This is a genomic window from Lacimicrobium alkaliphilum (assembly GCF_002591895.1).
Taxonomy (GTDB): Bacteria; Pseudomonadota; Gammaproteobacteria; order Enterobacterales; family Alteromonadaceae; genus Lacimicrobium; species Lacimicrobium alkaliphilum.
The window spans coordinates 189,438-212,206 of the sequence record NZ_NISX01000007.1; the positions used below are offsets into that span (position 1 = coordinate 189,438).

Annotated in this window: 13 protein-coding genes; 7 read left to right on the forward strand and 6 right to left on the reverse strand. The window is 51.4% G+C overall.

Features of this window, described 5'->3' with window-relative positions:
- Nucleotides 1-210: 210 nt before the first annotated feature.
- Complete coding sequence (locus CDA54_RS08925) at nucleotides 211-1,839, forward strand: sodium:solute symporter (RefSeq protein WP_099034649.1); 1,629 nt, start codon at nucleotides 211-213, stop codon at nucleotides 1,837-1,839.
- A gap of 845 nt (nucleotides 1,840-2,684) precedes the next feature.
- Here the strand turns inward: CDA54_RS08925 and CDA54_RS08930 are convergent.
- Entirely contained in the window at nucleotides 2,685-3,707 is a 1,023-nt protein-coding gene (locus tag CDA54_RS08930) for a glycoside hydrolase family 43 protein (RefSeq protein WP_099034650.1), read from the reverse strand.
- Between the two features lie 101 nt (nucleotides 3,708-3,808).
- Here CDA54_RS08930 and CDA54_RS08935 point away from each other — a divergent pair, with 101 nt between their 5' ends.
- A complete protein-coding gene (locus CDA54_RS08935) occupies nucleotides 3,809-4,825 on the forward strand; it encodes an arabinan endo-1,5-alpha-L-arabinosidase (protein WP_099034651.1) in 1,017 nt (338 codons plus the stop codon).
- Here CDA54_RS08935 and CDA54_RS08940 read toward each other — a convergent pair.
- The 5 genes from CDA54_RS08940 to CDA54_RS08960 all read right to left on the reverse strand — a co-directional run bounded on the left by CDA54_RS08940 (nucleotide 4,817) and on the right by CDA54_RS08960 (nucleotide 13,531).
- Nucleotides 4,817-5,536, reverse strand: a complete 720-nt coding sequence (locus CDA54_RS08940; RefSeq protein ID WP_099034652.1) for a transposase — start codon at nucleotides 5,534-5,536, stop codon at nucleotides 4,817-4,819. The two genes, CDA54_RS08935 and CDA54_RS08940, sit on opposite strands and share 9 nt — an antisense overlap.
- Nucleotides 5,537-5,641: 105 nt before the next feature.
- Nucleotides 5,642-8,023: a beta-L-arabinofuranosidase domain-containing protein gene (locus CDA54_RS08945; protein ID WP_099034653.1), complete on the reverse strand. Its 2,382-nt coding sequence runs from the start codon at nucleotides 8,021-8,023 to the stop codon at nucleotides 5,642-5,644.
- Between the two features lie 3 nt (nucleotides 8,024-8,026).
- Nucleotides 8,027-8,971 carry a glycoside hydrolase family 43 protein gene (locus CDA54_RS08950; protein WP_099034654.1) on the reverse strand — a complete coding sequence of 315 codons (945 nt, stop codon included), beginning with the start codon at nucleotides 8,969-8,971 and terminating at the stop codon, nucleotides 8,027-8,029.
- Nucleotides 8,972-8,973: 2 nt separating this feature from the next.
- Nucleotides 8,974-10,371: an MFS transporter gene (locus CDA54_RS08955; RefSeq protein WP_099034655.1), complete on the reverse strand. Its 1,398-nt coding sequence runs from the start codon at nucleotides 10,369-10,371 to the stop codon at nucleotides 8,974-8,976.
- A 307-nt stretch (nucleotides 10,372-10,678) separates the two neighbouring features.
- The gene (locus CDA54_RS08960) at nucleotides 10,679-13,531 is read right to left on the reverse strand and encodes a TonB-dependent receptor (protein WP_099034656.1); all 2,853 of its coding nucleotides are present in this window, start codon (nucleotides 13,529-13,531) and stop codon (nucleotides 10,679-10,681) included.
- A 414-nt stretch (nucleotides 13,532-13,945) separates the two neighbouring features.
- Here CDA54_RS08960 and CDA54_RS08965 point away from each other — a divergent pair, with 414 nt between their 5' ends.
- The 5 genes from CDA54_RS08965 to CDA54_RS08985 all read left to right on the forward strand — a co-directional run.
- On the forward strand, nucleotides 13,946-14,899 hold the full coding sequence (locus CDA54_RS08965) for a glycoside hydrolase family 43 protein (RefSeq protein ID WP_099034657.1): 954 nt from the start codon (nucleotides 13,946-13,948) through the stop codon (nucleotides 14,897-14,899).
- 229 nt (nucleotides 14,900-15,128) lie between these two features.
- A complete protein-coding gene (locus CDA54_RS08970) occupies nucleotides 15,129-15,773 on the forward strand; it encodes a PEP-CTERM sorting domain-containing protein (protein ID WP_099034658.1) in 645 nt (214 codons plus the stop codon).
- A 74-nt stretch (nucleotides 15,774-15,847) separates the two neighbouring features.
- Nucleotides 15,848-19,423, forward strand: coding sequence for a LamG-like jellyroll fold domain-containing protein (locus CDA54_RS08975; RefSeq protein WP_099034659.1), 3,576 nt, complete (start codon nucleotides 15,848-15,850; stop codon nucleotides 19,421-19,423).
- A gap of 235 nt (nucleotides 19,424-19,658) precedes the next feature.
- Entirely contained in the window at nucleotides 19,659-21,194 is a 1,536-nt protein-coding gene (locus CDA54_RS08980; protein WP_099034660.1) for an alpha-N-arabinofuranosidase, read from the forward strand.
- Nucleotides 21,195-21,478: 284 nt separating this feature from the next.
- Nucleotides 21,479-22,769, forward strand: a 1,291-nt coding sequence (locus CDA54_RS08985; protein ID WP_180237168.1) for a S8 family peptidase, incomplete at its 3' end; no start/stop codon positions are given.

Consider the following 22,769-nt stretch of genomic DNA (forward strand, 5'->3'; position numbering starts at 1 on the left):
GGTTTAACAGCAATTTATGCCTATAGTCGACCGTCCTGCAGGCGAACGCAAAGGTGCGGATGGTTACTCCATGGCAAATCACAGCACTTTTTTAACTCTGTTTTAACAATAAGCTTTTTTATTTTATAATTATATTATAATATTTTTAATAATCGTTTATCTCACGCTTTGAGCCCCCTGGCTGGCTCAGGCTAAGGAACTGAATACCTGATGGTTGAACTTAGTACCCTCGACTGGCTGGTGCTGGCCGGCTTCTTTTTATTACTTCTGGCTGTGGTGTATTTCTCCATGCGTCAGAAAGAAGAAGATACAGCCGATTATTTTCTGGCCGGGCGCAACGCGGGCTGGCTGGTCATTGGTGCCTCTATCTTCGCCTCAAATATCGGCTCTGAACATCTGGTTGGTCTTTCCGGCGCCGGCGCCCAGTCTGGTATGGCCATGGCACACTGGGAGCTGCAATCCTGGATAATTCTGCTGCTTGGCTGGGTTTTCGTTCCCTTTTACTGGAGCAGCAAAGTCTACACCATGCCGGAATTTCTGGAGCGACGTTATAACTCTGCGTCACGCACCTTTTTGTCGGTCATTTCACTGGTTAGCTATGTGCTGACCAAGGTCGCGGTCACCGTCTATGCCGGTGGTATCGCCTTTAAAACTATCCTCGGCATCGACAGCATCTGGGGAATTGATTTTTTCTGGATCTCCGCCCTGGGCCTGGTAATCGTCACCGGTATCTACACGGTACTGGGTGGCATGAAAGCCATTATGTGGACCTCCGTATTGCAGACCCCGGTGCTGATTATCGGCTCAGTGGTCATCCTGGTGGTAGGACTGGATAAAGTTGGTGGTTGGGCAGAAGTTGAACGTCTGAACGATGCCAACATGCACCTTATTCGCTCGGCTTCCGATGCAGAATTCCCCTGGCCGGGGATTGTTTTCGGCTCATTTATTATCGGCTTCTGGTATTGGTGTACCGATCAATACATCGTACAGCGGGTGCTGTCGGCCAAGAATATCAAAGCCGCGCGCCGCGGTACTATGTTCGCTGGTTATCTGAAACTATTGCCGGTATTTATCTTTCTGGTGCCCGGAATGATCGCCTATGCCCTGCAGGCCAAGGGGATTATCAGCTACGACAGCGCCGATCAGGCGTTCCCGACACTGGTCTCTGAATTATTGCCCGCAGGCGTCAAAGGGCTGGTGATTGGTGGTCTGGTGGCCGCCCTTATGAGCTCACTGGCCTCCCTGTTTAACTCCTCGGCGACCCTGTTTACCATCGATTTCTACAAGAAGTTCAAACCCGAGTCCAGTGAAAAACATCTGCTTAAAGTCGGGCGCATGGCTACCATCGTCATCGTATTGCTGGGTATCCTGTGGATCCCGGTAATGAGCCTGATAGCCGATGTACTTTACGAATATCTGCAAAGCGTACAGTCCCTTATTGCCCCTGGTATTGCCGCCGTGTTCCTGCTTGGACTGATCAGCAAGCGCATAACCCCCAGTGCCGGTTTTATCGGCCTGGTGTCAGGCTTTGTGCTGGGCATGGTCAGACTGGTGCTGTTGCCATTTAAGGAGGATCTGCAAGGCAGCGCCTTCGCCTGGATCACCAATATGAACTGGCTGTATTACTGTATTCTGCTGTTTGTGGTGGTCACCGCTATCATGATACTGGTGAGTATGGTGACCCAGAGAGCCAGTGATGAAAAACTCAAAGGGCTGACCTTCTCCAGTCTGGGCAAGGAGAATATGCAGGCAATGATTAAGGATCTGGATAAGTGGGACTATATCCATACCGTCGGTATTCTGGGGATTACCGCGTTGATCTATATCCGCTTCTGGTAGAAGGTTCTGGCAATATCAAAGAGCTCCGGACAGGGATAGTCCGGAATAAAGGCACGAACGAAAAGACTTTCTTACCGCGGAGTCGCGGAGGGCGCAGACAAGCAAAAGGGGTTAAACCACTGATACCTATGAGTTTATCTGTGCCTCTGCGGTGAATTTAAGAATATCAAAGGGCGCTGGATGCCCAGCAACCTTTGAATTGCCAAAGTGCAAACACTTAACACCGTGCACTCAAAGGTGCTGGACAGGCCCGATAACGACATTCGGGCATGACCGCAGGTTGTTAACGGGAACCCAGCCAGCGCCCTAATCTTTACCACCAATCACACTAAAAGCACGAAAAAGAAATTTCACCACAGAGTCACAGAGGGCACAGAGAAGTAAAAGGGGTTAAACCCGTGATAGCTCTGTGTTCTCTGTGCCTCTGTGGTGAATTCAGGAATATCAAAGGGCACTGGATGCCCAGCAACCTTTGAATTGCCAAAGTGCAAACACTTAACACCGTGCACTCAAAGGTGCTGGACAGGCCCGACAACGACACTCGGGCATGACCGCAGGTTGTTAACGGGAACCCAGCCAGCGCCCTAATCTTTACCACCAATCACACTAAAAGCACGAAAAAGAAATTTCACCACAGAGTCACAGAGGGCACAGAGAAGTAAAAGGGGTTAAACCCGTGATAGCTCTGTGTTCTCTGTGCCTCTGTGGTGAATTCAGGAATATCAAAGGGCACTGGATGCCCAGCAACCTTTGAATTGCCAAAGTGCAAACACTTAACACCGTGCACTCAAAGGTGCTGGACAGGCCCGACAACGACACTCGGGCATGACCGCAGGTTGTTTCCCTCAGTCGCCCCGCTCCTGTTCAAATACCGGAAAGCCGTTGGCATCCCAATGCAGCACTCTGGCTCTGGCATGACGATTGGGATCTGTCAGCGGTGACCCCTTAAGCTCGAGATAATCTCTGCTGTGATAGATCATCAGGTCGGTCCTGCCATCTTCAGCCAGTACAAAGCTATTATGACCGGGACCATAGCGGCCCAGCCGCTCATTAGTGCTGAATACCGGCTGCGGTGATTTGTTCCAGCTGTTCGGATCGAGTAAATCCGCATCCTCGTCGGCCCAGAGCAACCCCATAGTGTAGCGATGATCTGTGGCACTGGCAGAGTAGGTCATAAACACCCGGCCATGGCGGATAATTACGGCAGCGCCCTCATTTACCTTATACCCACGGGTTTCCCAGTCCAGCGTCGGCTCGGTAATGGCGACAACAGGCTCTTTGATACTGGTGGGGCTGTCCATTTCAGCAATCCACAAAGCGGAGTTGTAACTGGCGGCCTTGTCCTGCTGAGCCCATACCATATAGGCCTTATCCCGATGCTCGAAACGGGTGGCATCCAGCGCAAAACTATCCAGATGGCTTGTTATCTGCCCGGCTTCCCGCCAGTTGTCGGTAGCAGGGTCGGCATCAGGGTTCGACAGCGCGTACATACGAATCGAGAAGGGCTCGTTCACATCGCCAGCGGCAAAATACACATACCAGACATCGTCGATACGATGCAGCTCCGGCGCCCAGATATTGGCGCTCATGGGGCCAGCGTCCTTCTTTTTCCAGATAACGGCAGGCTCAGCCAGCTTAAGATCATTGATACGACAACTGCTGCGGATCTCAATCTGATCGAATCCCGGTGAAGAGCCGATGAACTGATAACAGCCACTGGCCGGATCGCGGTATATCCAGGGGTCGGCCCTTTGCAGTACGATAGGATTATCGATATTCAGTGGCCCGGCATTCGTCTTTATACTGGGTAAGGTCAAGATGACGAACAGACAGGCAAGTAGCCCTCTTGAAGGATCGGAAAAACCCATAATAAATTCCTTATTAATAGTTTCTGGCTCATTATTAATATTGTATTATATATGTTAATATCCCATTAACAACATTCACCTCATGAGGCTGGAGTAAACTGATGCTTAAATCCGCAATATACCTGGTTTTGACGCTCTTTCTGAGTCTGTCTGCCCAGGCTGAGACCAAACCGCTGGAAGTTCATGATCCTGTATTGACCAAAGAAGGAGATACTTACTATGTCTTCAGTACCGGGCCGGGTATTACCTTTTATTCCTCCAAGGATATGAAAAAATGGGAACTGGCAGGAAGAGTATTTGAACATGAGCCGAGCTGGGCCAGACGTGTAGCCCCCGGTTTTAACGGTCATCTGTGGGCGCCGGATATTTATCAGAAAAATGGTAAATTTTATCTGTATTACTCCGTATCGGCCTTTGGTAAAAACACCTCAGGTATGGGCGTTGCGGTCAACACGACTCTGAACCCGGAGTCAGAGGACTACAGATGGGTGGATCAGGGAATTATCCTGCAATCTGTACCTAATCGTGATCACTGGAATGCCATCGACCCGGCCATTGTGGAAGATGAAAATGGCACGCCCTGGATGAGTTTTGGCTCTTTCTGGGAAGGGCTGAAACTGGTAAAAATGGATGATGACCTGGTTCGCCTGGCCGAACCACAGGAATGGTACAGTATTGCCAAGCGCCCCGGTGACCCGCAGACCGCGGACGCAGACCCTGGTGAAGGCGCCATCGAAGCCCCCTATATTTTTAAGAAAAATGACTATTACTACCTGTTTGTTTCTTTCGACAAATGCTGCCGCGGTATGGACAGCGACTACAAGATCATGGTCGGGCGCAGTAAGTCCGTTACCGGGCCTTACTTAGACAAAGACGGCAAAGATATGCGCCAAGGCGGCGGCACTCTGGTGCTGGAAGGAAATAAAGACTGGGTGGCCCTGGGCCACAACGCCGCTTACAGCATCGACGGCAAGGATTATCTGGTGTTTCATGCCTATGAAAGCGCAGATAACGGTGTGCAGAAGCTCAAAATCATGCCCATTGAGTGGCAAAACGACTGGCCAGTGGTTGACCCACAGGATCTCAACCGCTACCACGCAAAAGTGGGGTCAGAGTAAACTTTTCCCGGCCTCTGAACCTGATGCCGGTTTAGCCGGCCTTCCCATCCTGGCCGGCAGCATGCGTCTGCCGGTTTTCGCTTCCATCTGCTGTTTAAAAACCATGCTACCAATGGCCGTACCTTTGTTGATGGCCTCTCTGATTTGGGTAAGCACGGTGATATTGATCGGGTCAGCAAATAACGCTCTATAGCGCGCCAAACGCTGCTGCTCGGTTTGTCCCATAGCAAGATAAACCGGGTGTGGTGTGCAAAGCGTAGATCGTTTCCCTAGCGCGTTAATCTGATAGCTGGACCATGGATACTCTGCGGGTAAATCTGCCATCATTGCCCGCACGGGATTGAGTTCAATATAACGATACAGATTTAGCAGGTAGGTTTCGGTTTGTACCAGACATGATTTAAAACGGCCTTCCCACAGCGTTCCTGTGCGCTGATGCCGGTGATTAAAGTACCTTACATATTTACGCCCAAGACACTGCATCATCTTTGTAACCGCATGCTCATCTTCCGGCGTACAAAGCAGATGTACATGATTGGTCATCAATACCCAGGCGTGAATATTCACCTTTTGGGCCTCAGAATATTCCTTTAGCCATCCGATATAGGCCCGATAATCCTGTTGATCGACAAAACACTGCTGACGGTTATTGCCCCGCTGGATAACATGTTCCGGAACTCCAGTAGGGCTGACCCTTAGCAATCTGGCCATAATTTTCACTCCCTTGAAACTCACACCATAAGATTATAGTAGGTATAAGTAGCCATGAGAGTGACAACCAAACGCCATGCTGTAAGGCAATTGAGACTAAAAAGTTTACTCTGACCCCACTTTTTCGGTGAGCAGGCGGATGCCGTAGATGCCTCCGGCGATGGAGTCTTTGGCGGCGACAAATTTCAGGCTGTGGCCCTGCTGGTCGGCGCGCTTAAGGATTTCCTGGCTGAGCACATAGTCCTGCTCATAGAACTCCCCTTCCTGAGGTGCCGACAGTTCCACCTCGGCCAGCAGCAGGCCATTCATCATGATCCTGAACTTTCGGCCGCTATCACCGGCAAAGTAGCGCAGGCGTAAGATTCGGCCCTGGTGCTCCTGATCTCTGAGTTTATAACCAAACCAGCCGCTGGCATCACGCCAGTGCTGGCCCTGATTGACGCCTGCACCAGTCTGCTCGCCGGCAAAGTCATGCTCCGCCTCAGGCTGTTGCTCACCGGGGCTGATCTGATCAACAGTGCGGGCCTGAAGCTGTTGTTGCTGACGGGCCAGTTCACGCGCCTGCTGACGTTGCTGACGGTAGTCCTTTTCGCTGAATTGCGGCCAGTACAGCTGATAGCGGCTGTCATGCAAACGGAAAAAGGGGATCAGTTGTACCTGCTTTGAGGCGATCCCCTCCCCCTTTGCCAGGCTCTGGCTGGCAGAAAAACCCAGTTCTGTGCCGGGCAGGCGCTCTATGCTGGCCAGAAACCCTTGTGCATCACCCAGTATCATAGGTACCGCCTCGGGCGGACACACTGGCCCATCAGCAATATGGCCCATACGGCTGTCATCGGCGATAAAATCCAGCTGCTCGTTCTCAAATGGGCTCATCTTGCTCGCCAGCACCACCGGCCCGTAAAGCACCGAGTAATAATCACTGCCATCGGGAAGTTGTTCAAGCCTTGGCGCCGTGGCCAGACTAAAGCTGATCTTATCCCCCGCCTGCCAGCGGCGTGTAATGCTGAGATATCCCTGGCGCTGCTGCTCTGCCTCAACCGGCTCGCCGTTGATTTCCAGTTGCATAGCGGCGTCGTTTGCCCAGCGAGGTTGACGAATGCTGATACGCACGGCCTTATCGGCGTCCGACTGAATATTCAGTTGCACGTCTTCTTCATCGGGAAAACGGGTTTCAAGGGCCAGTTGCAGCCCCTGCTGCTGCCAGTTCAGCCGTGAAGGGATAAACAGATTGACCAACAGTTCATTGTCGTCATGGGCGTAGATCAGCTCGGCATATTTACTATGATTTTCAATCCCGGAACCTACGCAACACCACATGGAATCATGCACACTGGAGTACTTGCGGTAATGACCGGGGCGCATGGGTGTAAAATACACCAGCCCGCCATGCTTAGGATGCTGAGAGGAGAGAATATGGTTGTACATGGCGCGTTCATAATAATCCAGGTAACGACTGTCACCGCTATCCAGAAACAGCAATTTGCTCAGCTTCTGCATATTGTAGGTATTGCAGGTCTCCGGTCCTTCCACATCGCTGATCATGTCACTGAAATCATCACTGGCATGGAAGTGTTCGCGCACACTGTTACCGCCGATGCTGACTGAGCGCTCGCCCGTCACCACATTCCAGAAGTATTGTGCCGCCTGATACCAGCTTTTCTCACCACTTTGCCTGCCAACCTTAAGAAAACCGATGATCTTGGGGATCTGGGTGTTGGCGTGCAGACCATTCAGACGGTCCTGATTGTCCAGCAACGGTTCGAGTATCTGTTGATGAGAGAACTGCCGGGCCAGTTGCAGATAACCCTGTTGCGGGAACAGCCTGTGCATATCCGCCAGCACTTCATTCATGCCGCCATGCTCGGTAATCAGCAATTGCTGGATCTGCGCATCGGTTAACCCGGACACCAGTTCTTGCAGCCACTGACCCAGTTCATTGAGCATCACCCCGGCCAGTTCGATGTCGGCAATCACGTAGGCGTCATGCAGGCCCGCAAAGACCTTATGCAGGTTGTAAAACGGCACCCAGCGCTGGTTAAGACTGAACAGGTCGGCATCAATATTACCGGCGCGGATCTGCTGCCACATCGCCCCGCCATCGGGAATGCCGCCCAGATAACCCTTACCCTGTTTAAGCTGAGCCTGACGCATCGCGCCCAGCATCTGCTCTAAGCGTTGCTTTAAGCGTTTATCGCCGCTGGCAGCATAGCCTAAGCTCAGGGCGCTGAGGTAGTGGCCACCGATATGGCCGTCCAGGCCGCTGCTTTCCCAGTTGCCGTAAGCCGGTGAATCGGTCTCGATACCCGCCTCCTGTAAATAGGGAGCGAGTAATCGCTCTGGCTTCAGTTCCAGCAGATAGTCGATATTTTTGAGCTGAGCATGCAGAAATGGCCCGCCTTCGAGCTGCACCTGTGACAAAGCAAAGTGCTCAACGGCCTGAACCCTGCACCCCACAACCAAACAAAGCAGAGCCAGGATGCGCCACATCACTCAGACCTGTCCGGGCTTACCGAACACCGGCAACCCGTCCTTGTCCCAGTTGAGGATCTTGGTAAAGGTATGGCGGTTCGGGTCCCACAGGGGGTCACCCTCAATTTCGGTATAATTACGGGCATGATACACCAGCACATCTTCACCCTCTTCACTCTGGGTAAAGCTGTTATGACCGGGGCCGAACATCTTCATTTCGGCATTGGTCTGAAACACCGGCTTTGGCAGCTTGGTCCAGCTGGCAGGGTCCATCAGATCCGCATTTTCATCGGCATAGAGCAGCCCCACACAATAATTTTCATCGGTGGCGCTGGCTGAGTAACTGATAAACACTTTGCCATGGCCTTTAATCACCGCCGGGCCTTCATTCACCCAGAATCCCCGGGTTTCCCAGTCCAGTTCAGGTTTGGTCAGCATCACGGGTTCGTCTTTTAAGGTCAGCGGGTCGCTCATTCCGGCAATATAGAGATTGGAGTTACCACGGATGCCGGGCCCTTTCTGCGCCCACAGGTAATAGAGTTCGCCCTGATGTTCAAAGGTGGTGGCATCCAGACAAAATGAATCGATGCCGGTATCGATCTGCCCTTCAAAGGTCCAGTCTGCGGTGACCGGATTATCGGCATCGCAACGTATGGCGTACATACGGTGCTGAAACAGTTCGTCTTTTATTTCACGGCTCGGGGCGGCAGCAAAGTAAACATACCAGGCACCCTGATTGAAGTGGATCTCCGGCGCCCAGATCAGATCTGAATAAGGGCCCTGGTCAGGTTTGCGCCAGACCATGCGGGTGTCGGCCTGAGCCAGCCCGGCCAGGGTTTTTGCCCGGCGCAATTCAATACCATCATACTCAGGCACTGAAGCGGTGAAATAATAATAGCCATCGCTGTGTTTATAAATAAAAGGGTCAGCACGCTGTGGAATCAGCGGAATATGAGTATTAAGCATGATTAAACTCCTGTCACCATTTTCACGGTTTCTGTGTCGTCTGGCGCGGGGGGCACAGTGCGGCTCACTTCCAGCTCAGACAACAAACGTTGGTATTCCAGATCGGTAATGCGGTAGCGCTTCATCAGCGCCCCCACCAGATAATGAAACAGGCCGGGAATAATTGTCAGCATCAGCGCGATACCCATCAGCGACTTATCGCTTTGTACCTGATCCGGCACATAATCAAAGAAGGCGAGCAACAGTCCGACCATACCGCCAGCCAGACCCATTCCGGCTTTCTGGCAAAATGAAATGCCACCAAATGACAAGCCGGCTACCCGCTTGCCGGTCTTACTCTGGCCATAGTCCACCGCCTCGGCGATAGCGGACCAGAAGATGGGCGCATGCAGATCCACCACAAAAGACACCAGAAAGAACAGTACAAAAGCGAGTATCAGGTCGCCGGGCTCCACCAGCACAAACATCAATATACTGAGCAGGCAGACGGCCATCTGGCTGTAACGGAACAGTTTGACCTTACAGTATTTTTTGGTGATCCAGGTTGAGGCCACCATCGCCAGTATGGCCGCGCCCACACCGGTGGAGAGAAACATGGATTGCACGGTACCGTCTCCACCGAGGTAATACTTGGCGTAATACAGCGCCACTGAGCCGCGTACCACATAGCCGATGGTGCCCAGTACACACACCCCACACAGCACCAGCCACTGGTCGTTTTTCAGCAGCAGACTGAACTGCTCTTTAAGAGGTTTCTTATCCACCTGATGCTCAAGACGTTCGGTGGTAGCAAAAAAGCAAAATAAAAACAGCGCCACCGCCATCACTGACATCAGGCCCATGGCTACCTGATAGCCCAGCGCTTTGTCACCCTGCCAGTAGTCTGCGCTGGCTAACATCGGCACGATAATGGTGACCAGAAAGGCAGCAACTTTAGCGAAGAACAAGCGATAACCGTTAGCAGATAAGCGCTCTTTGGGATCATCGGTGAGCACACCAATCAGAGAGATATAAGGAATAGTGACCGCCGTAAACATCAGCGTTACAAAGATGTAGGTGGAATAAGCCCAGGCCAGTTTAAGGTTATAATCGGCATCCGGAGTACTGAAAGTCAGAAACACTGAAAGCCCGAAAGGCACAGACAGAAAAAGGAAATAGGGGCGGTAGCGCCCCCAACGACTATTGTACTTATCAGTGATCAACCCCATCAACGGGTCAGTCACCGCATCCATAATCCGCACTAATAAAAACATCAGTGCCATATCAGTGGGTTTAAGACCAAAAATGTCTGTGTAGAAAAAGGTGATGATCAGCATCATCGACGAGATCACCACATTCACGGCCATGTCGCCGGCACCAAAGCCTACTTTTTCAAAGGTCGATAATTTATAGCTTGTCATACAGGAGATTCCACTCAGACAGTTGTGCGGGTTAACAAAAGGTTAACCTAAGGCTATCACTATTGTTTGGATTGCTGTCACTGACAGTCAGTGTATTTAACACCCCTGCAGAGACACTTGTTAATAAACTAACCGCATCAGGTTAACAACTATAGATATTATTATCATACTATTTAAATAACAACCGTTTTATCCCGGTTTCTGTCGTTGCTCTCAACGCGCAGAACCAGGTGGCAGAAAAAGAAAAGCCCCGCACTGGCTTCTTAAGAAGCGGCATGCAGGGCTTGCACTGATATCAGCTTTACGCTCAGAAAGAGTAACGTACTCCCAGGCCAAAGCTGCGGCTGATTAACCAGTTGCCCAGAGTATGCAGTTCACTGTTGCCATAGCGACTCTGGTACATTTCTCCGGTGAGGTTGGTAGCATCAAACGACACAGTCAGCTCATCGGAAACATTATAGTTTAACTGGAAGTCCAGCGACTGTTGCTCATCGCGATAGACCGCCAACGGATTAGCGAAAGACGCCGCCTCGTTATTATTCAGGAAGTCCGAGCGCCATACATAAGCCAGTCGCGCATCAAACTCTTCACGATCGTACACCAGCGTCAGGTTGTAGGAGCGGTCCGAGACACCGAAGATATCGGTGGTATCGGTGCCGATAATCTCGCCGCGGTCATTCAGTTCAGGAATGGTCTGTTCCGAATCCAGGTAGGTATATGCTGCCTGAATACCCAGACCGTCCAGCGCACCGGGCAGATTTTCCGGGAAGTAGTTCAGACCAAACTCAATCCCTCTGAGCTCACCATCGGATGCATTATCAGGCTGCGACAGGATAAAGGTGTCCGTGTTGTAACCTTCAATATCACGGGTGATCTGATTACGGAACGGAATCACCAGCCCTTCAATATCTCGCTGGAACAACGTCAGATAGGTGGCACTGGACTCACCGAAATACCACTCCAGAGACAAATCCAGATTAGCTGAGGTAGTTGGCATCAGATCCGCATTACCGCCATTAGCCGTACCATAGCCGATACCGGTAATATCGTCGTTATACAAAATGGTAGGGTTTAAATCGCCAAAGTTGGGCATACGCAGGGTTTCGCCGTAAGCAAAGCGCAACAACCAGTCATCGTTCAGGTGATAGCGCAACGACAACGCCGGTAACAACTCATTGGTGGTGGTAGACCCCTGAGTTCGGGTCTGCTCTACCTGATCCACAAATTCGGTATCGGTTTCTACCCGTACATAACGCGCGCCCACCTGACCATCGAGTACCTTGCCGGCAATCTCGGTTTCAAAATCCGCAGTAAAATAGACCGCCGTGTTCAGTTCCTGAATATTGAATTCCTCTAGCAGCGGATCTGCAGAGTCCAGCTTGTAAAGGCCAAGGAACTGATCGCGATTCTGCATCAGATAAGGGCCACTTGCTACCGCCCAACTGCGCGGTGCCTCGGCTTCACCGTCGAGGAAACCCTCATTGATATGGGCAATACCGTCACCCGTATAGCTGGAGAACTGACAATTGGCCAGATCAAAGTTAGCATCTTCAGGTGCATCGGTAGTGTTCACATCAACGCAGGGAGCAGCATTTTGTTCGCGCATATATTCGGTAGAATCGCGATCGTCATAGCGCACACCAAAGGCAAGCTTCTGGAAAAATCCGCCGTCAGTCAGATATTCTCCGTCTGCAGTAAAAGTCAAGGCAGAGCCTTCATTGCGCTCACCGCTGTCATACATCTCAGCCATCGAAGAGCGGGTTAAATCGGTAAGGTCGCTCTCATCCACATCCGGCGTCTCCGGATTATCGGCAAACACAATACCAGGGTCGTTGCTAAAATCTGCTTCCACCTGATAGCGCCCGGCGTTAGAACGCATGGCAATAAAGGAAGATTCAAACTCACTCTTCTGATACACCAGCTCAGATTTCAGGCTCAGGGCATCGCTCAGTTCCCAGTCACCGCCCAGCGCATACATATAGGAATCAGTCTTACCGGTAGAATAGTCGCCGCTGCCAAAGGTAAAAGGATTACGCACCGTGCGGCTCTTAATCACATTAGTACCTTCATAAAGTTCAAAAGTATCGGCAATATTGCCCAGCTCACCTAATGAGCCCCACCAGTCCACAAAAGCGAAATTCAGCGAGTTAAAGCTTTCATTACGAAAACCGTTGTACATGGCTTCGAAAGTATATTCAGAGCGGCTGTTCGGGGAATACTGCAAGGCCAGATTGGCCGCCGGGCGCTCACGCTTGCCGGTAAAATCAGACATAAACATGGCATCGCGTGCCAGATAATATTCAGTGGGTTCACCGTTAATATCAATAGTGGATCCCGGTGCTGTGGGTAGGCCGCGATCCAGTCCCGGTGTCCAGATAGGGCTTTCTGCGACACGGCCATCATCATTGAAAACCCTTTCCAGAGGCATCCAGCCGTCAGGCTGGTTCTCGGTCATAAACACCACTTGCGCGCCTGGCGTAAGGGACTGACTACGATACTGGGTTTCAGCATAAGACACATTTAATAACGCGCCAAATTCGCCGCCACCATCGAGCTCCCAACGGTTACTAGCCAGGGCACTGACAACAGGGTTAGTCTTTTCGGCTTCCTCCAGATAACTTCCTTTGGCGGAAACAGAAAAACGCTCGCCATCAAAATCAAAGGGGCGGAAGGTATGGACATCAATTTGCCCGGCAATGCCGTTTTCAAACTGGCTTGCTGAGCGGTTCTTGATCACATCAATTTGTGATACCAGCGTCGAAGGGATATCGGCTAATGCCAGTGCCCTGCCTGAAGCTGTAAAAATAGTACGGCCATTTACCGTGGTACTCACATCCGTCAGGCCCCTGATAGTAACCACATTGGTCTCGCCATCGGCACGATCGGTAACCTGTACACCAGCAACCCGCTGCAACGACTCAACCACATTGTTATCTGGCAGCTTGCCAATATCTTCTGCAACAATAGAGTCGATGACTTCTTTACTGAATCGTTTAACATTCAGAGCCTTATTCAGACTGGCTCTGATACCTGAGACTTCAATCACCTCCACATTCTGAGAGGATGAAGCATCATTGGAATTTGTGGTTTCCTGTGCACTCAGGGTGCCGCTGGACAGCGCCAGCACGACGGCAGTGGCTATTTGTGTGTGTCTAAACATGTGTCGTGTTCTCCGGGTTATGTTTTTAGTATCCCTGACTTTTCCGGGCCAGGCTATTCAACGTGCTTGCTTTGTCACATCTGATACACAATGCGCAGACCATCAGATGTAAAAACAATGTTACTTAACCATCATATTATTGTATTATAATTGTTGTCGCAAGAGGAAAGATTAAAACATTTTATTCTGTTGTTGGTATCTGAGAGCAAAGAAAGAACCGGGGTAACCTGTCAGAGGCACTTATGGCAGTGCATTTAACAGCGGGTGGACTAAGCGGAATGCCGCTTCTCAGCCCCGCGCATCACTAGCAGGTTAACCAATCCTTTACAACAAATTGGACTTGAGCCTTGCTTTTATATCATACAATAATATATAAATGCCCGGCAACGTATCTTAAAATGAAAAGGTGAAACCATGAAAAAGTCCTTGCTGGTGGCACTCACTGCCACCTTATCGTTCAGCCAGCCAGCTCTGGCCAAGAACCCCCTGTTCGAGCACGTATTTACTGCGGACCCGGCAGCACTGGTCCACGACGATACTGTCTACCTTTATACGGGCCACGATGAAGCACCCAATAATGATGTGTTTTTCGAAATGCACGACTGGCTGGTGTTCTCTTCCAAAGATATGAAGAACTGGACAGAGCATGGGCCGATCATGAAAGCGACCGATTTTAAGTGGGCCAAGGGCGAGGCCTGGGCATCCCATATGGTAGAAAAAGACGGTAAGTTCTACTTCTATACTACGGTCAGGCATGATGACACCAAGCCCGGCTTTGCCGTTGTGGTAGCGGTATCAGACTCGCCCACAGGCCCCTTTAAAGATGCCATCGGTAAGGCCCTGATTACCAATGATATGACCACTCAGACCGACAATGACTGGGATGATATCGATCCGGCTATCTATATTGAAGAGAATGGCGATGCCTACATTTTCTTTGGCAATCTGGTACCCAAATACGCCAAACTCAAAGACAATATGATTGAGCTGGATGGCCCCATTAAGGTGATAGACATTCCTGACTTCACCGAAGCCCTGTGGGTTCATAAGAAGGGCAAGTATTACTACCTTTCCTACGCCTGTGAATTCCCCGAGAAGATCTGCTATGCCATGAGCGAGAGTATTCATGGCCCCTGGAAGTACCAGGGAATTCTGAACGAAATTGCCGGAAACTCGGAAACCAATCACCAGTCAATTATCGAGTTTAAAGGAAAGTCTTACTTTATCTATCACACTGGTGCCATACCGGCCCGTAAAGGCGAGCCCAGCGGCGGTCGTTTCCGCCGCTCGGTAGCAATAGACCGGCTTTATTATAACGAAGACGGTACCCTGAAGCGGGTGATTATGACCACTGAAGGTATCCGGTAAACACCAGTATCTGAATCAGATATTGCCCCTGCGTTCAGGTATACCCCGGGTCGGCCTCCCTGCCGGCCCGTTCCACCATGCTCTGCTTAAACGTCTCCTGTAAGTCACCCCAAAACTATTAACAAAGTGTTTACACCTCAGAATCCTCTGCTATCCTATTATTGTATTACAATAATACACATAAAAATTAACATTCCCTTTAGAGCCCCTCATTGCACAGGAGAACAACATGGAACAACCAGATAGACGGGCCCCTTGCACCCGGCGCCCACTAACAACAATGCTGCTGGTGGCGGCACTTGGCTGTAGCCAGTTTGCCAGCGCCGATCTGATGAATAGCGATTTCAGCGATGGCTTCAATGGCTGGCAGGCAGAAGTCACCAGCTATAACCTGGATACCGCCACAGACACGACCTTATCCGGCGATATTTTTGCTGATTTCAGCGATAACTTCAGCCTCAGCGGGGACGAGGTCAGTCTGAGTACCACCGCATCGGGTAATCAGGAGTTCTGGAATATTGTACTGTTTCAGGATTTTGTCGTGGACAGTCTGGATGCCGGTCAGTCACTGACGCTGTCACTGGATATCAGCAGCCAGCTTACTGATGAGCTGTTTGATTTTTCCTTCGCGCAGCTACGCAATCTGCAAACCAATGACGTACTCGACCTCTCATCAGGTGGCAGCTTCGATATCAGCACCTGGGCGGGTGTAAATGCCAGCCTCGAATTCGGTGTTCAGGACGGTGACTTTATTCTCGGTGACTCCCTGAGTTTCAGCGGTCTGTCCATTATGCAAAGCAGCACCATTCCGGAACCCGCAACCCTGTTGTTGTTTGGTCTGGGTGCTCTGGCACTGACACGCAAGCGTAACTAAACACCCCTAATCATCTTAAATCAGGTGCGCTAATTAAGCGGTATAGGGCCCCTTTACTAACAGGAGGATGAACCATGCATGGTTCGATCTGTAAACCGACTCAGAAATATACTTTGCCCGGCCTGGTACGGGTGCTGGCCATCGCCAGTCTTGGATTTTGCAGCCACGCCCTGGCCGGCTGGCAAGCCGTTGAATCTGCAACCGTTGAGCAGGAAAACCGCGTCTATGTGCGTGGTCAGGGTTACTATACCGACAACAGTATCCACAGTGGTGATGCGCCACTTGAGAGTGAGACCTATCGGGTCGTCATTACCCAGTCCACTCATACAATTACCAACGCTTCAGGTACCAATGAGCAGGGACAGCCCTATCTGGAAGTGGATAATCTGAGCGACAATATAAGAATCTGGTTTGCCAATGGTCGCGGCAGCTTTGGTTACAGCGCCGAGCTGCAACAACAGACGTCAGGCAGTATGCCAGAGCTCAGCGAACCCCCGGTTTACAATAACGCCACCGTCCATGACCCTTCTGTGGTTCAGGATGAAAACGGCACCTTTTATGTGTTCGGCTCGCATCTGGCGGCGGCCAAAAGCGACGATCTGATGAGCTGGGAACTGATCGCCACCGATGTCACCGATGACAACCCGTTGTTTGATACCTATGCCACTGAAGCGGCAGAGGGCATCGCCTGGAGTGGCGGCACTATTGGTTCATGGGCCGCCGATGTGATTCGCCTGGCCGATGGCAAATACTATTTTTACTACAATCACTGCGCCTCACCGGACACCGGATTATGCGATGCCTCCCGCTCCTACATGGGTGTCGCGGTATCGGATGATGTCGAAGGACCCTATCAGGATCTGGGCCTGTTCCTGCGCTCCGGTCATGTGGGCGACGAAAACCCCGGTATCGACGGTAATCCATACAATGGCAATATTCACCCCAATGCCATCGACCCCGATGTATTTTTTGATAAGGAAGGCCGTCTGTGGATGGTATATGGCTCATATTCCGGTGGTATCTGGATTATGGAAATGGATCCACAATCAGGCTTTCCTCTAGACGGTCAGGGCTATGGCACCAAACTGATGGGTGGATACTACAGCGCCATCGAAGGCCCCTACATGCTCTACAGCCCTGAGTCTGACTATTATTATCTGTTCACGTCCTTCGGTGGTTACGAGCAAAATGACGGCTACAATATGCGCATTGCCCGCTCCCGCAATCCAGACGGCCCCTTTGTGGACGCTCAGGGTCTGGATATGATTGGCGCCTCCGGCGGCTGGGGCAGCATCGAACCTTATGGCGTCAAAATCATGGGCGGCCATCTGTTTAAAGCCCGGCCCGGCGATCCCGGAACCGATCATGGTTATATGGCGCCCGGTCACAACTCAGCCTACTACGACGAACAAAGCGGCCGCCATTTTGTGATCTTTCATACCCGCTTCCCCGAAGGCGGCGAAGGTCATCAGATTCGTGTTCACGAGCTCTTTGTAAACGCCGATGGCTGGCTGGTCGCCTCGCCGCATCGCTATGCACCCATAGAAGGTGAGAATGTCGTCAGCGAAAGCGATGCTCTGGGTGTGTATCAGTTCATCAACCATGAAAAAGACATAAACCGCGCAGCCAAAGTGTCCTCTTATCTGGCCCTGGAAGCAGAAGGCCAGATTGGTGGCGATTTCAGCGGCAGCTATGTGTTAGGTCATGACAACGAGATTGTTATGAATATTGATGGCCTCGGCAGCTTCGACGGTGTGTTGCTGTGGCAATGGAACGACAACATTCAGCAACTGGTGCCCAGTTTCAGTGCCATAGACACAGACGGTCAGTCAGTCTGGGGCAGTCGTCTGCCACCCGCTGATACACAAGAAACCCTAAACAACATCGGCAGCAGCCTGACACTGCCCGAGGCCAGTATCAGCGACCTGGAACTGCCGACACTCGGCAGCCGCGGCGCCAGCATTAGCTGGCAATCCGATAATACTGATGTGATCAGCACCGATGGCCATGTCACCCGCCCGAATACCGGCGAGCCCGATGCCACAGTAACCCTGACCGCCACAGTTGAGCTGGATGGCCAGTTGCTGACAAAAGAGTTCACCATTACCGTTGAAGCCAGAAAGCCCTTTAACCGTATCGCCCGCTATAGCTTCGAGCAGGATCTGAGCGATGACGCAGGTTATCAGGCCGATGGCAGTGTTACCGGTACCACACCGGACACCACCGACGGGCAGATTGACTACGCATCCGGCCAGTTTGGCGATGCGCTGTGGCTGAACGGTAGCAGCGGTGTGCGCTTACCCGACGGACTGATCGACAACAACGCCTATACCGTGTCACTGTGGCTGAATCCCACTCAGCTGACCCAGTTCACCCCGGCTTTTTTCGGTGCCGCTACGCCGGAGAACTGGTTGTCACTGGTGCCCTGGAGCTGGGATGACAACACCATGTTGTGGAGCGGCAGCCAGGTCTGGTACGACGCGACAACAGGTGAGCAAATCCCCGCCGACAGCTGGAGCCATGTGGCCTTCGCAGTAGACAACGGCAATATCCGTGTCTACATCGATGGTGAGCAGAAGTTCAGTGGCAATAACTTTGCCGACCTGTTCAGTGGCCAGTCTGCAGTGTTCACATTAGGTGTTAATTACTGGGATATTCCCTTTAATGGCCTGATTGACGAGCTGAGTCTGTATGAAGGTGCGCTCAGTGCAGAAGAAATCCGCGCCCTGGATATAGACCGCCTGCCCACAGACCAATTGCTGCAATCGGCAGTAAGTTTACTGGACCTGGGCGAGCTGGACTCTGTTCGCCAGGATCTGAGCCTGCCGCAAACCGGTGCCTATGCCTCGGTGATCCAGTGGCAGTCTTCCAATCCGGCTGTACTCAGTGCCAGCGGCGAAGTAAACCGCCCTGCCTCTCATGAGCAGGACGCCATCGTTATCCTCACTGCCAGCCTGACTCTGGATGGTTTTCAGGCCAGCCGTGAGTTTCAGGTAACAGTGCGTTCACTGGCGCCACCGGCACCGGTGGCAGAGTTTAACTTTGATGTTAATGATCTGAGTGAAGCGGGCGGTAACTTTGCCCCCGGTCAGAGCACCGGCCCCAGGCTGGATCAAGCCGGTGGCAACCTCAGTTTTGCACCTGGAGTAACCGGCTCTGCATTGCAACTGGATGGCAACTCAGGCGTGAAGCTGCCGGATAACCTGATTATCGGCAGCCAGTACAGTTTTGCCCTGTGGCTGAACCCCAGTCAGTTGACGCAGTTTACCCCGGCCTTTTTCGGTGCCGCATCACCGGACAGCTGGCTCAGTGTGGTACCTATGGGTAACCCCGCTGTCAGTCAGAACACCATGCTATGGTCAGGTACCAACTGGTACGACGCAGGAATGGGTACACAGATCCCTGTGGGCAGTTGGTCGCATATTGCCGTGGTGGCAAATAACGGCGCCCTGCAGATATACCTCAACGGTCAGCAGGTATTCAGCGGTACAGGGTTCCCCGATGTATTCGCCTCACCGGGCAATGAGTTCGGTCTGGGTGTCAACTTCTGGGATACCCCCTACCAGGGACTGCTGGATGAAGTACGCTTCTACGCCGAAGCCATCACCGCCGATGAAGTGCAGCAGCTTTATCTGAGCAGCCAGCCTTAAACCGGCGGTTGTGTTAAACAGATTGCCGGCCTCATGGCCGGCATTTTTTTAAGGAAACCGGTGGTGGCGTTGTGATTTTTAGTAAGTCGCTATCCATCCTGTAGCACTTACAGGCACTATCACTGGTTTACTGAACCTGGTTATCAGATTGTTGGCCAGGGTTTACAGATGTCACGGGCGCCAAGCCTTGTGGCTGAAAATGGCCTGACAAAGTAATTCGACACAGGAGAGCACTATGCAAGGTTTCAGAATTCCTCTTTTGGTCATTGGCATGCTTGGTGCCGCGGCCATTAACGCCGCGCCCCATGACGTAGAGTTAAACATCAATGCCGGCCAGACCGGTGCCGTGATCAACAAGGATATCTATGGTCAGTTTGCCGAACATCTGGGCCGCGGTATCTATGAAGGTGTATGGGTAGGAAAAGATTCTGAGATTGCCAATACCAATGGCTTTCGCAACGACGTTCTGAATGCCCTGCGTGATATTCAGGTGCCGCTGGTGCGCTGGCCCGGCGGCTGTTTCGCCGATGAGTACCACTGGCGTGAAGGCATCGGTCCACGCAATAAGCGACCGGTTAAAGTGAATACCCACTGGGGCGGCGTGGAAGAAACTAATGCCTTCGGTACCCATGAGTTCTTCGAGTTTGTTGAGTTACTCGGTGCTGATGCTTATGTGAACGGCAATTTGGGCAGTGGCAGCGTGCGCGAGATGGCAGAGTGGATGGAGTATATGACCTCCGACAAAAACTCCACCCTGGCCAATGAGCGGCGTGCAAACGGTCGTGACGAACCTTTCGACATCGCCTATTTCGGCATCGGCAACGAGTCCTGGGGCTGTGGCGGCCATATGCGCCCGCAGTACTATGTGGACTTGTACCGCCAATATGCCACCTTCCTTAAAACCCCACCCGGCAAGCGCCCTAAACTGGTGGGCAGCGGTGGTCACACCGATGATACCGAATGGACCGATGTACTCAGCGCCAATATAGACCGGGATATGGACGGCATCAGCTACCACTTCTACACCCTGCCCACCAGCGACTGGCAGAAAAAAGGCGCGGCGCTGGGCTTTGATGAAAGCATGTGGCTGGCTACCATGGAGCGCACCTACAGGATGGATGAGTACATCCGCGCCAATGTCGCCGTACTGGATGAAAACGACCCTGATGGCGAGCTGGGCCTGTATGTGGATGAATGGGGTACCTGGTACGATGCTGAGCCTGGCCGCGAGCCCGGCTTTTTGTACCAGCAGAACAGCCTGCGCGATGCAGTCGTAACGGCGGTCAACTTTAATATCTTCCATGAGCATGCCAGGCGGGTGCATATGACCAATATTGCCCAGATGGTCAACGTGCTGCAGGCCATGATCCTCACCGACAAAGAGAAGATGGTACTCACGCCCACTTACCATGTGTACGGCATGTATAAGGTGTTTCAGGATGCCACGGCGATTGAATTTGAGATCCAGACCGACAACTACGGCGAGGGCGACAAATCGGTACCCGCAGTGACCGCCTCGGTGGCCAAAGGTAAGGATGGCAAACTGTATCTGGCGCTGGTCAATCTGGACCCCAAAGAATCCGCGTCCATTGAGCTGAACCTCAGCGGAGCCAGCGCCACTCAGACTGTGGGCCAGATCCTCACAGCTGAAAAAATGGATGCCCATAACAGCTTTACACAGCCTGAGGTCGTCAAGCCCAAAGCCTTTAACGCTAAACTCAGTAACCTGAGTTTACCTGCCAAATCTGTAGTGGTGGCGGAGCTTAAATAGCGTCGGGCTGAGAGAAAAGTCTGATAATAAGGGAGCTGCGGCTCCCTTTTTATCTATTGCCATCTGAGAGTCTTTGGGCAGGACTCAGCGAATATTACCCCCCAAATAAAATCATTCAGCCTATCCAACCTCCAAACCCGCTTTTATTCTAAGAGGGGGAAAAATTGGTAGTGGTGTCGTCTCAAATGTGTAATTATTTTTTCCTGACGGCTAACTAAAGCAAATTGGCTAGCGTTTATGACAAGGCAGTGGCGATTCTGACATTCAATATAAAGGGATTTGTTTTGAAAAATAATACGATCTTATTCCTGATCACTTTAATACTCTTCATGAGTATTGTTTCGACCAGCCAAAGCAGAGAGGTGGTACACAGCAAACTCGCATCTGCTTCACCTCAAAACCGGTATATCGTCGAACTTAAAGAACAAGGTGTTTATCAAAAACTGGCAGTACTTAAAGAATCTGATAGTGGTCAGGCTATTCAGAAGATCAGAGCGACTATTAATTCCCAGCAGGAAGCATTTAAAACAGATGTCCAACGACAATTTAAGAGCAGTATCCCCATAGGACATCAGTTTAAAAGCTTACTCAATGCCATAGTGGTAACAGCACAACCTTCACAAGTTGAATCCCTGAGTAAGCTGACGTCGGTCAAACGTATCCACAAAGTTATCCAATATAAAATCACTGCTGTTAACGATGTAACAGATTACGATGTAATCAACGTCGATCTATTGCGAACCAGTCAACTAATAGAAGATGACATAGACGGTGAAGGGGTTAAGGTAGCCATCGTTGATACCGGTATTGATTATACCCATCCCGATCTGGGTGGCTGTTTAGGATCGGGCTGCAAAGTATATGCAGGTTACGATTTTTTCGATGGAGATGAAGACCCTATTGACGTCCACAGTCATGGAACACATGTGGCGGGTATCGTTGCGGCCAATGGAGAATTAAGAGGGATTGCGCCAGCGGCGAGCTTGCTGGCCATAAAAGTCTGTAGTGATGAAGGATATTGCAATACCACAGATATCATTAAAGGCCTCGAGTTTGCGTTGGACCCGGACGGTGACTCCGCAACAGACGATGGGGCCGATGTATTGAATCTAAGCCTGGGATCCTCTTCTGAAGACAAAGCCCTAAGAGATGCGGTGAATAACCTCGTAGAAATGGGCGTAGTGGTGGTAGTCAGCGCGGGTAACGATGGACCCGACGACGATACTTTCTCCTCAGCATCCGAAAATTTGATCGGTTCTCCTGCTGATGCCGAAAAAGCGATCACTGTTGCTGCCAGTGACAGCAATAAGAACATTGCTGAATTCAGTTCGAAGGGGTATCCGTCCTCCGGTGCTGCGATACTTAAACCTGAAGTAGCAGCGCCTGGTGTATCCATTTATTCCAGCATTCCAGGAGGAGGTTACGGGTATAAAACCGGTACCAGTATGTCATCTCCGATGGTTGCCGGCGTGGTTGCATTATTGAAACAAATTGCACCTGAGAAATCTCCCGAGCAGTTGAAAGCAGCGTTAGTAGCCACAGCGACTTCAATAGCAGGGTCAGATCCTACTTTTT

Bases quoted from the DNA above. Each gene is read 5' to 3' on its own strand.
- CDA54_RS08925 (WP_099034649.1), top strand. From the start codon at position 211: ATGGTTGAACTTAGTACCCTCGACTGGCTGGTGCTGGCCGGCTTCTTT.
- CDA54_RS08930 (WP_099034650.1), bottom strand. From the start codon at position 3,707: ATGGGTTTTTCCGATCCTTCAAGAGGGCTACTTGCCTGTCTGTTCGTC.
- CDA54_RS08935 (WP_099034651.1), top strand. From the start codon at position 3,809: ATGCTTAAATCCGCAATATACCTGGTTTTGACGCTCTTTCTGAGTCTG.
- CDA54_RS08940 (WP_099034652.1), bottom strand. From the start codon at position 5,536: ATGGCCAGATTGCTAAGGGTCAGCCCTACTGGAGTTCCGGAACATGTT.
- CDA54_RS08945 (WP_099034653.1), bottom strand. From the start codon at position 8,023: ATGTGGCGCATCCTGGCTCTGCTTTGTTTGGTTGTGGGGTGCAGGGTT.
- CDA54_RS08950 (WP_099034654.1), bottom strand. From the start codon at position 8,971: ATGCTTAATACTCATATTCCGCTGATTCCACAGCGTGCTGACCCTTTT.
- CDA54_RS08955 (WP_099034655.1), bottom strand. From the start codon at position 10,371: ATGACAAGCTATAAATTATCGACCTTTGAAAAAGTAGGCTTTGGTGCC.
- CDA54_RS08960 (WP_099034656.1), bottom strand. From the start codon at position 13,531: ATGTTTAGACACACACAAATAGCCACTGCCGTCGTGCTGGCGCTGTCC.
- CDA54_RS08965 (WP_099034657.1), top strand. From the start codon at position 13,946: ATGAAAAAGTCCTTGCTGGTGGCACTCACTGCCACCTTATCGTTCAGC.
- CDA54_RS08970 (WP_099034658.1), top strand. From the start codon at position 15,129: ATGGAACAACCAGATAGACGGGCCCCTTGCACCCGGCGCCCACTAACA.
- CDA54_RS08975 (WP_099034659.1), top strand. From the start codon at position 15,848: ATGCATGGTTCGATCTGTAAACCGACTCAGAAATATACTTTGCCCGGC.
- CDA54_RS08980 (WP_099034660.1), top strand. From the start codon at position 19,659: ATGCAAGGTTTCAGAATTCCTCTTTTGGTCATTGGCATGCTTGGTGCC.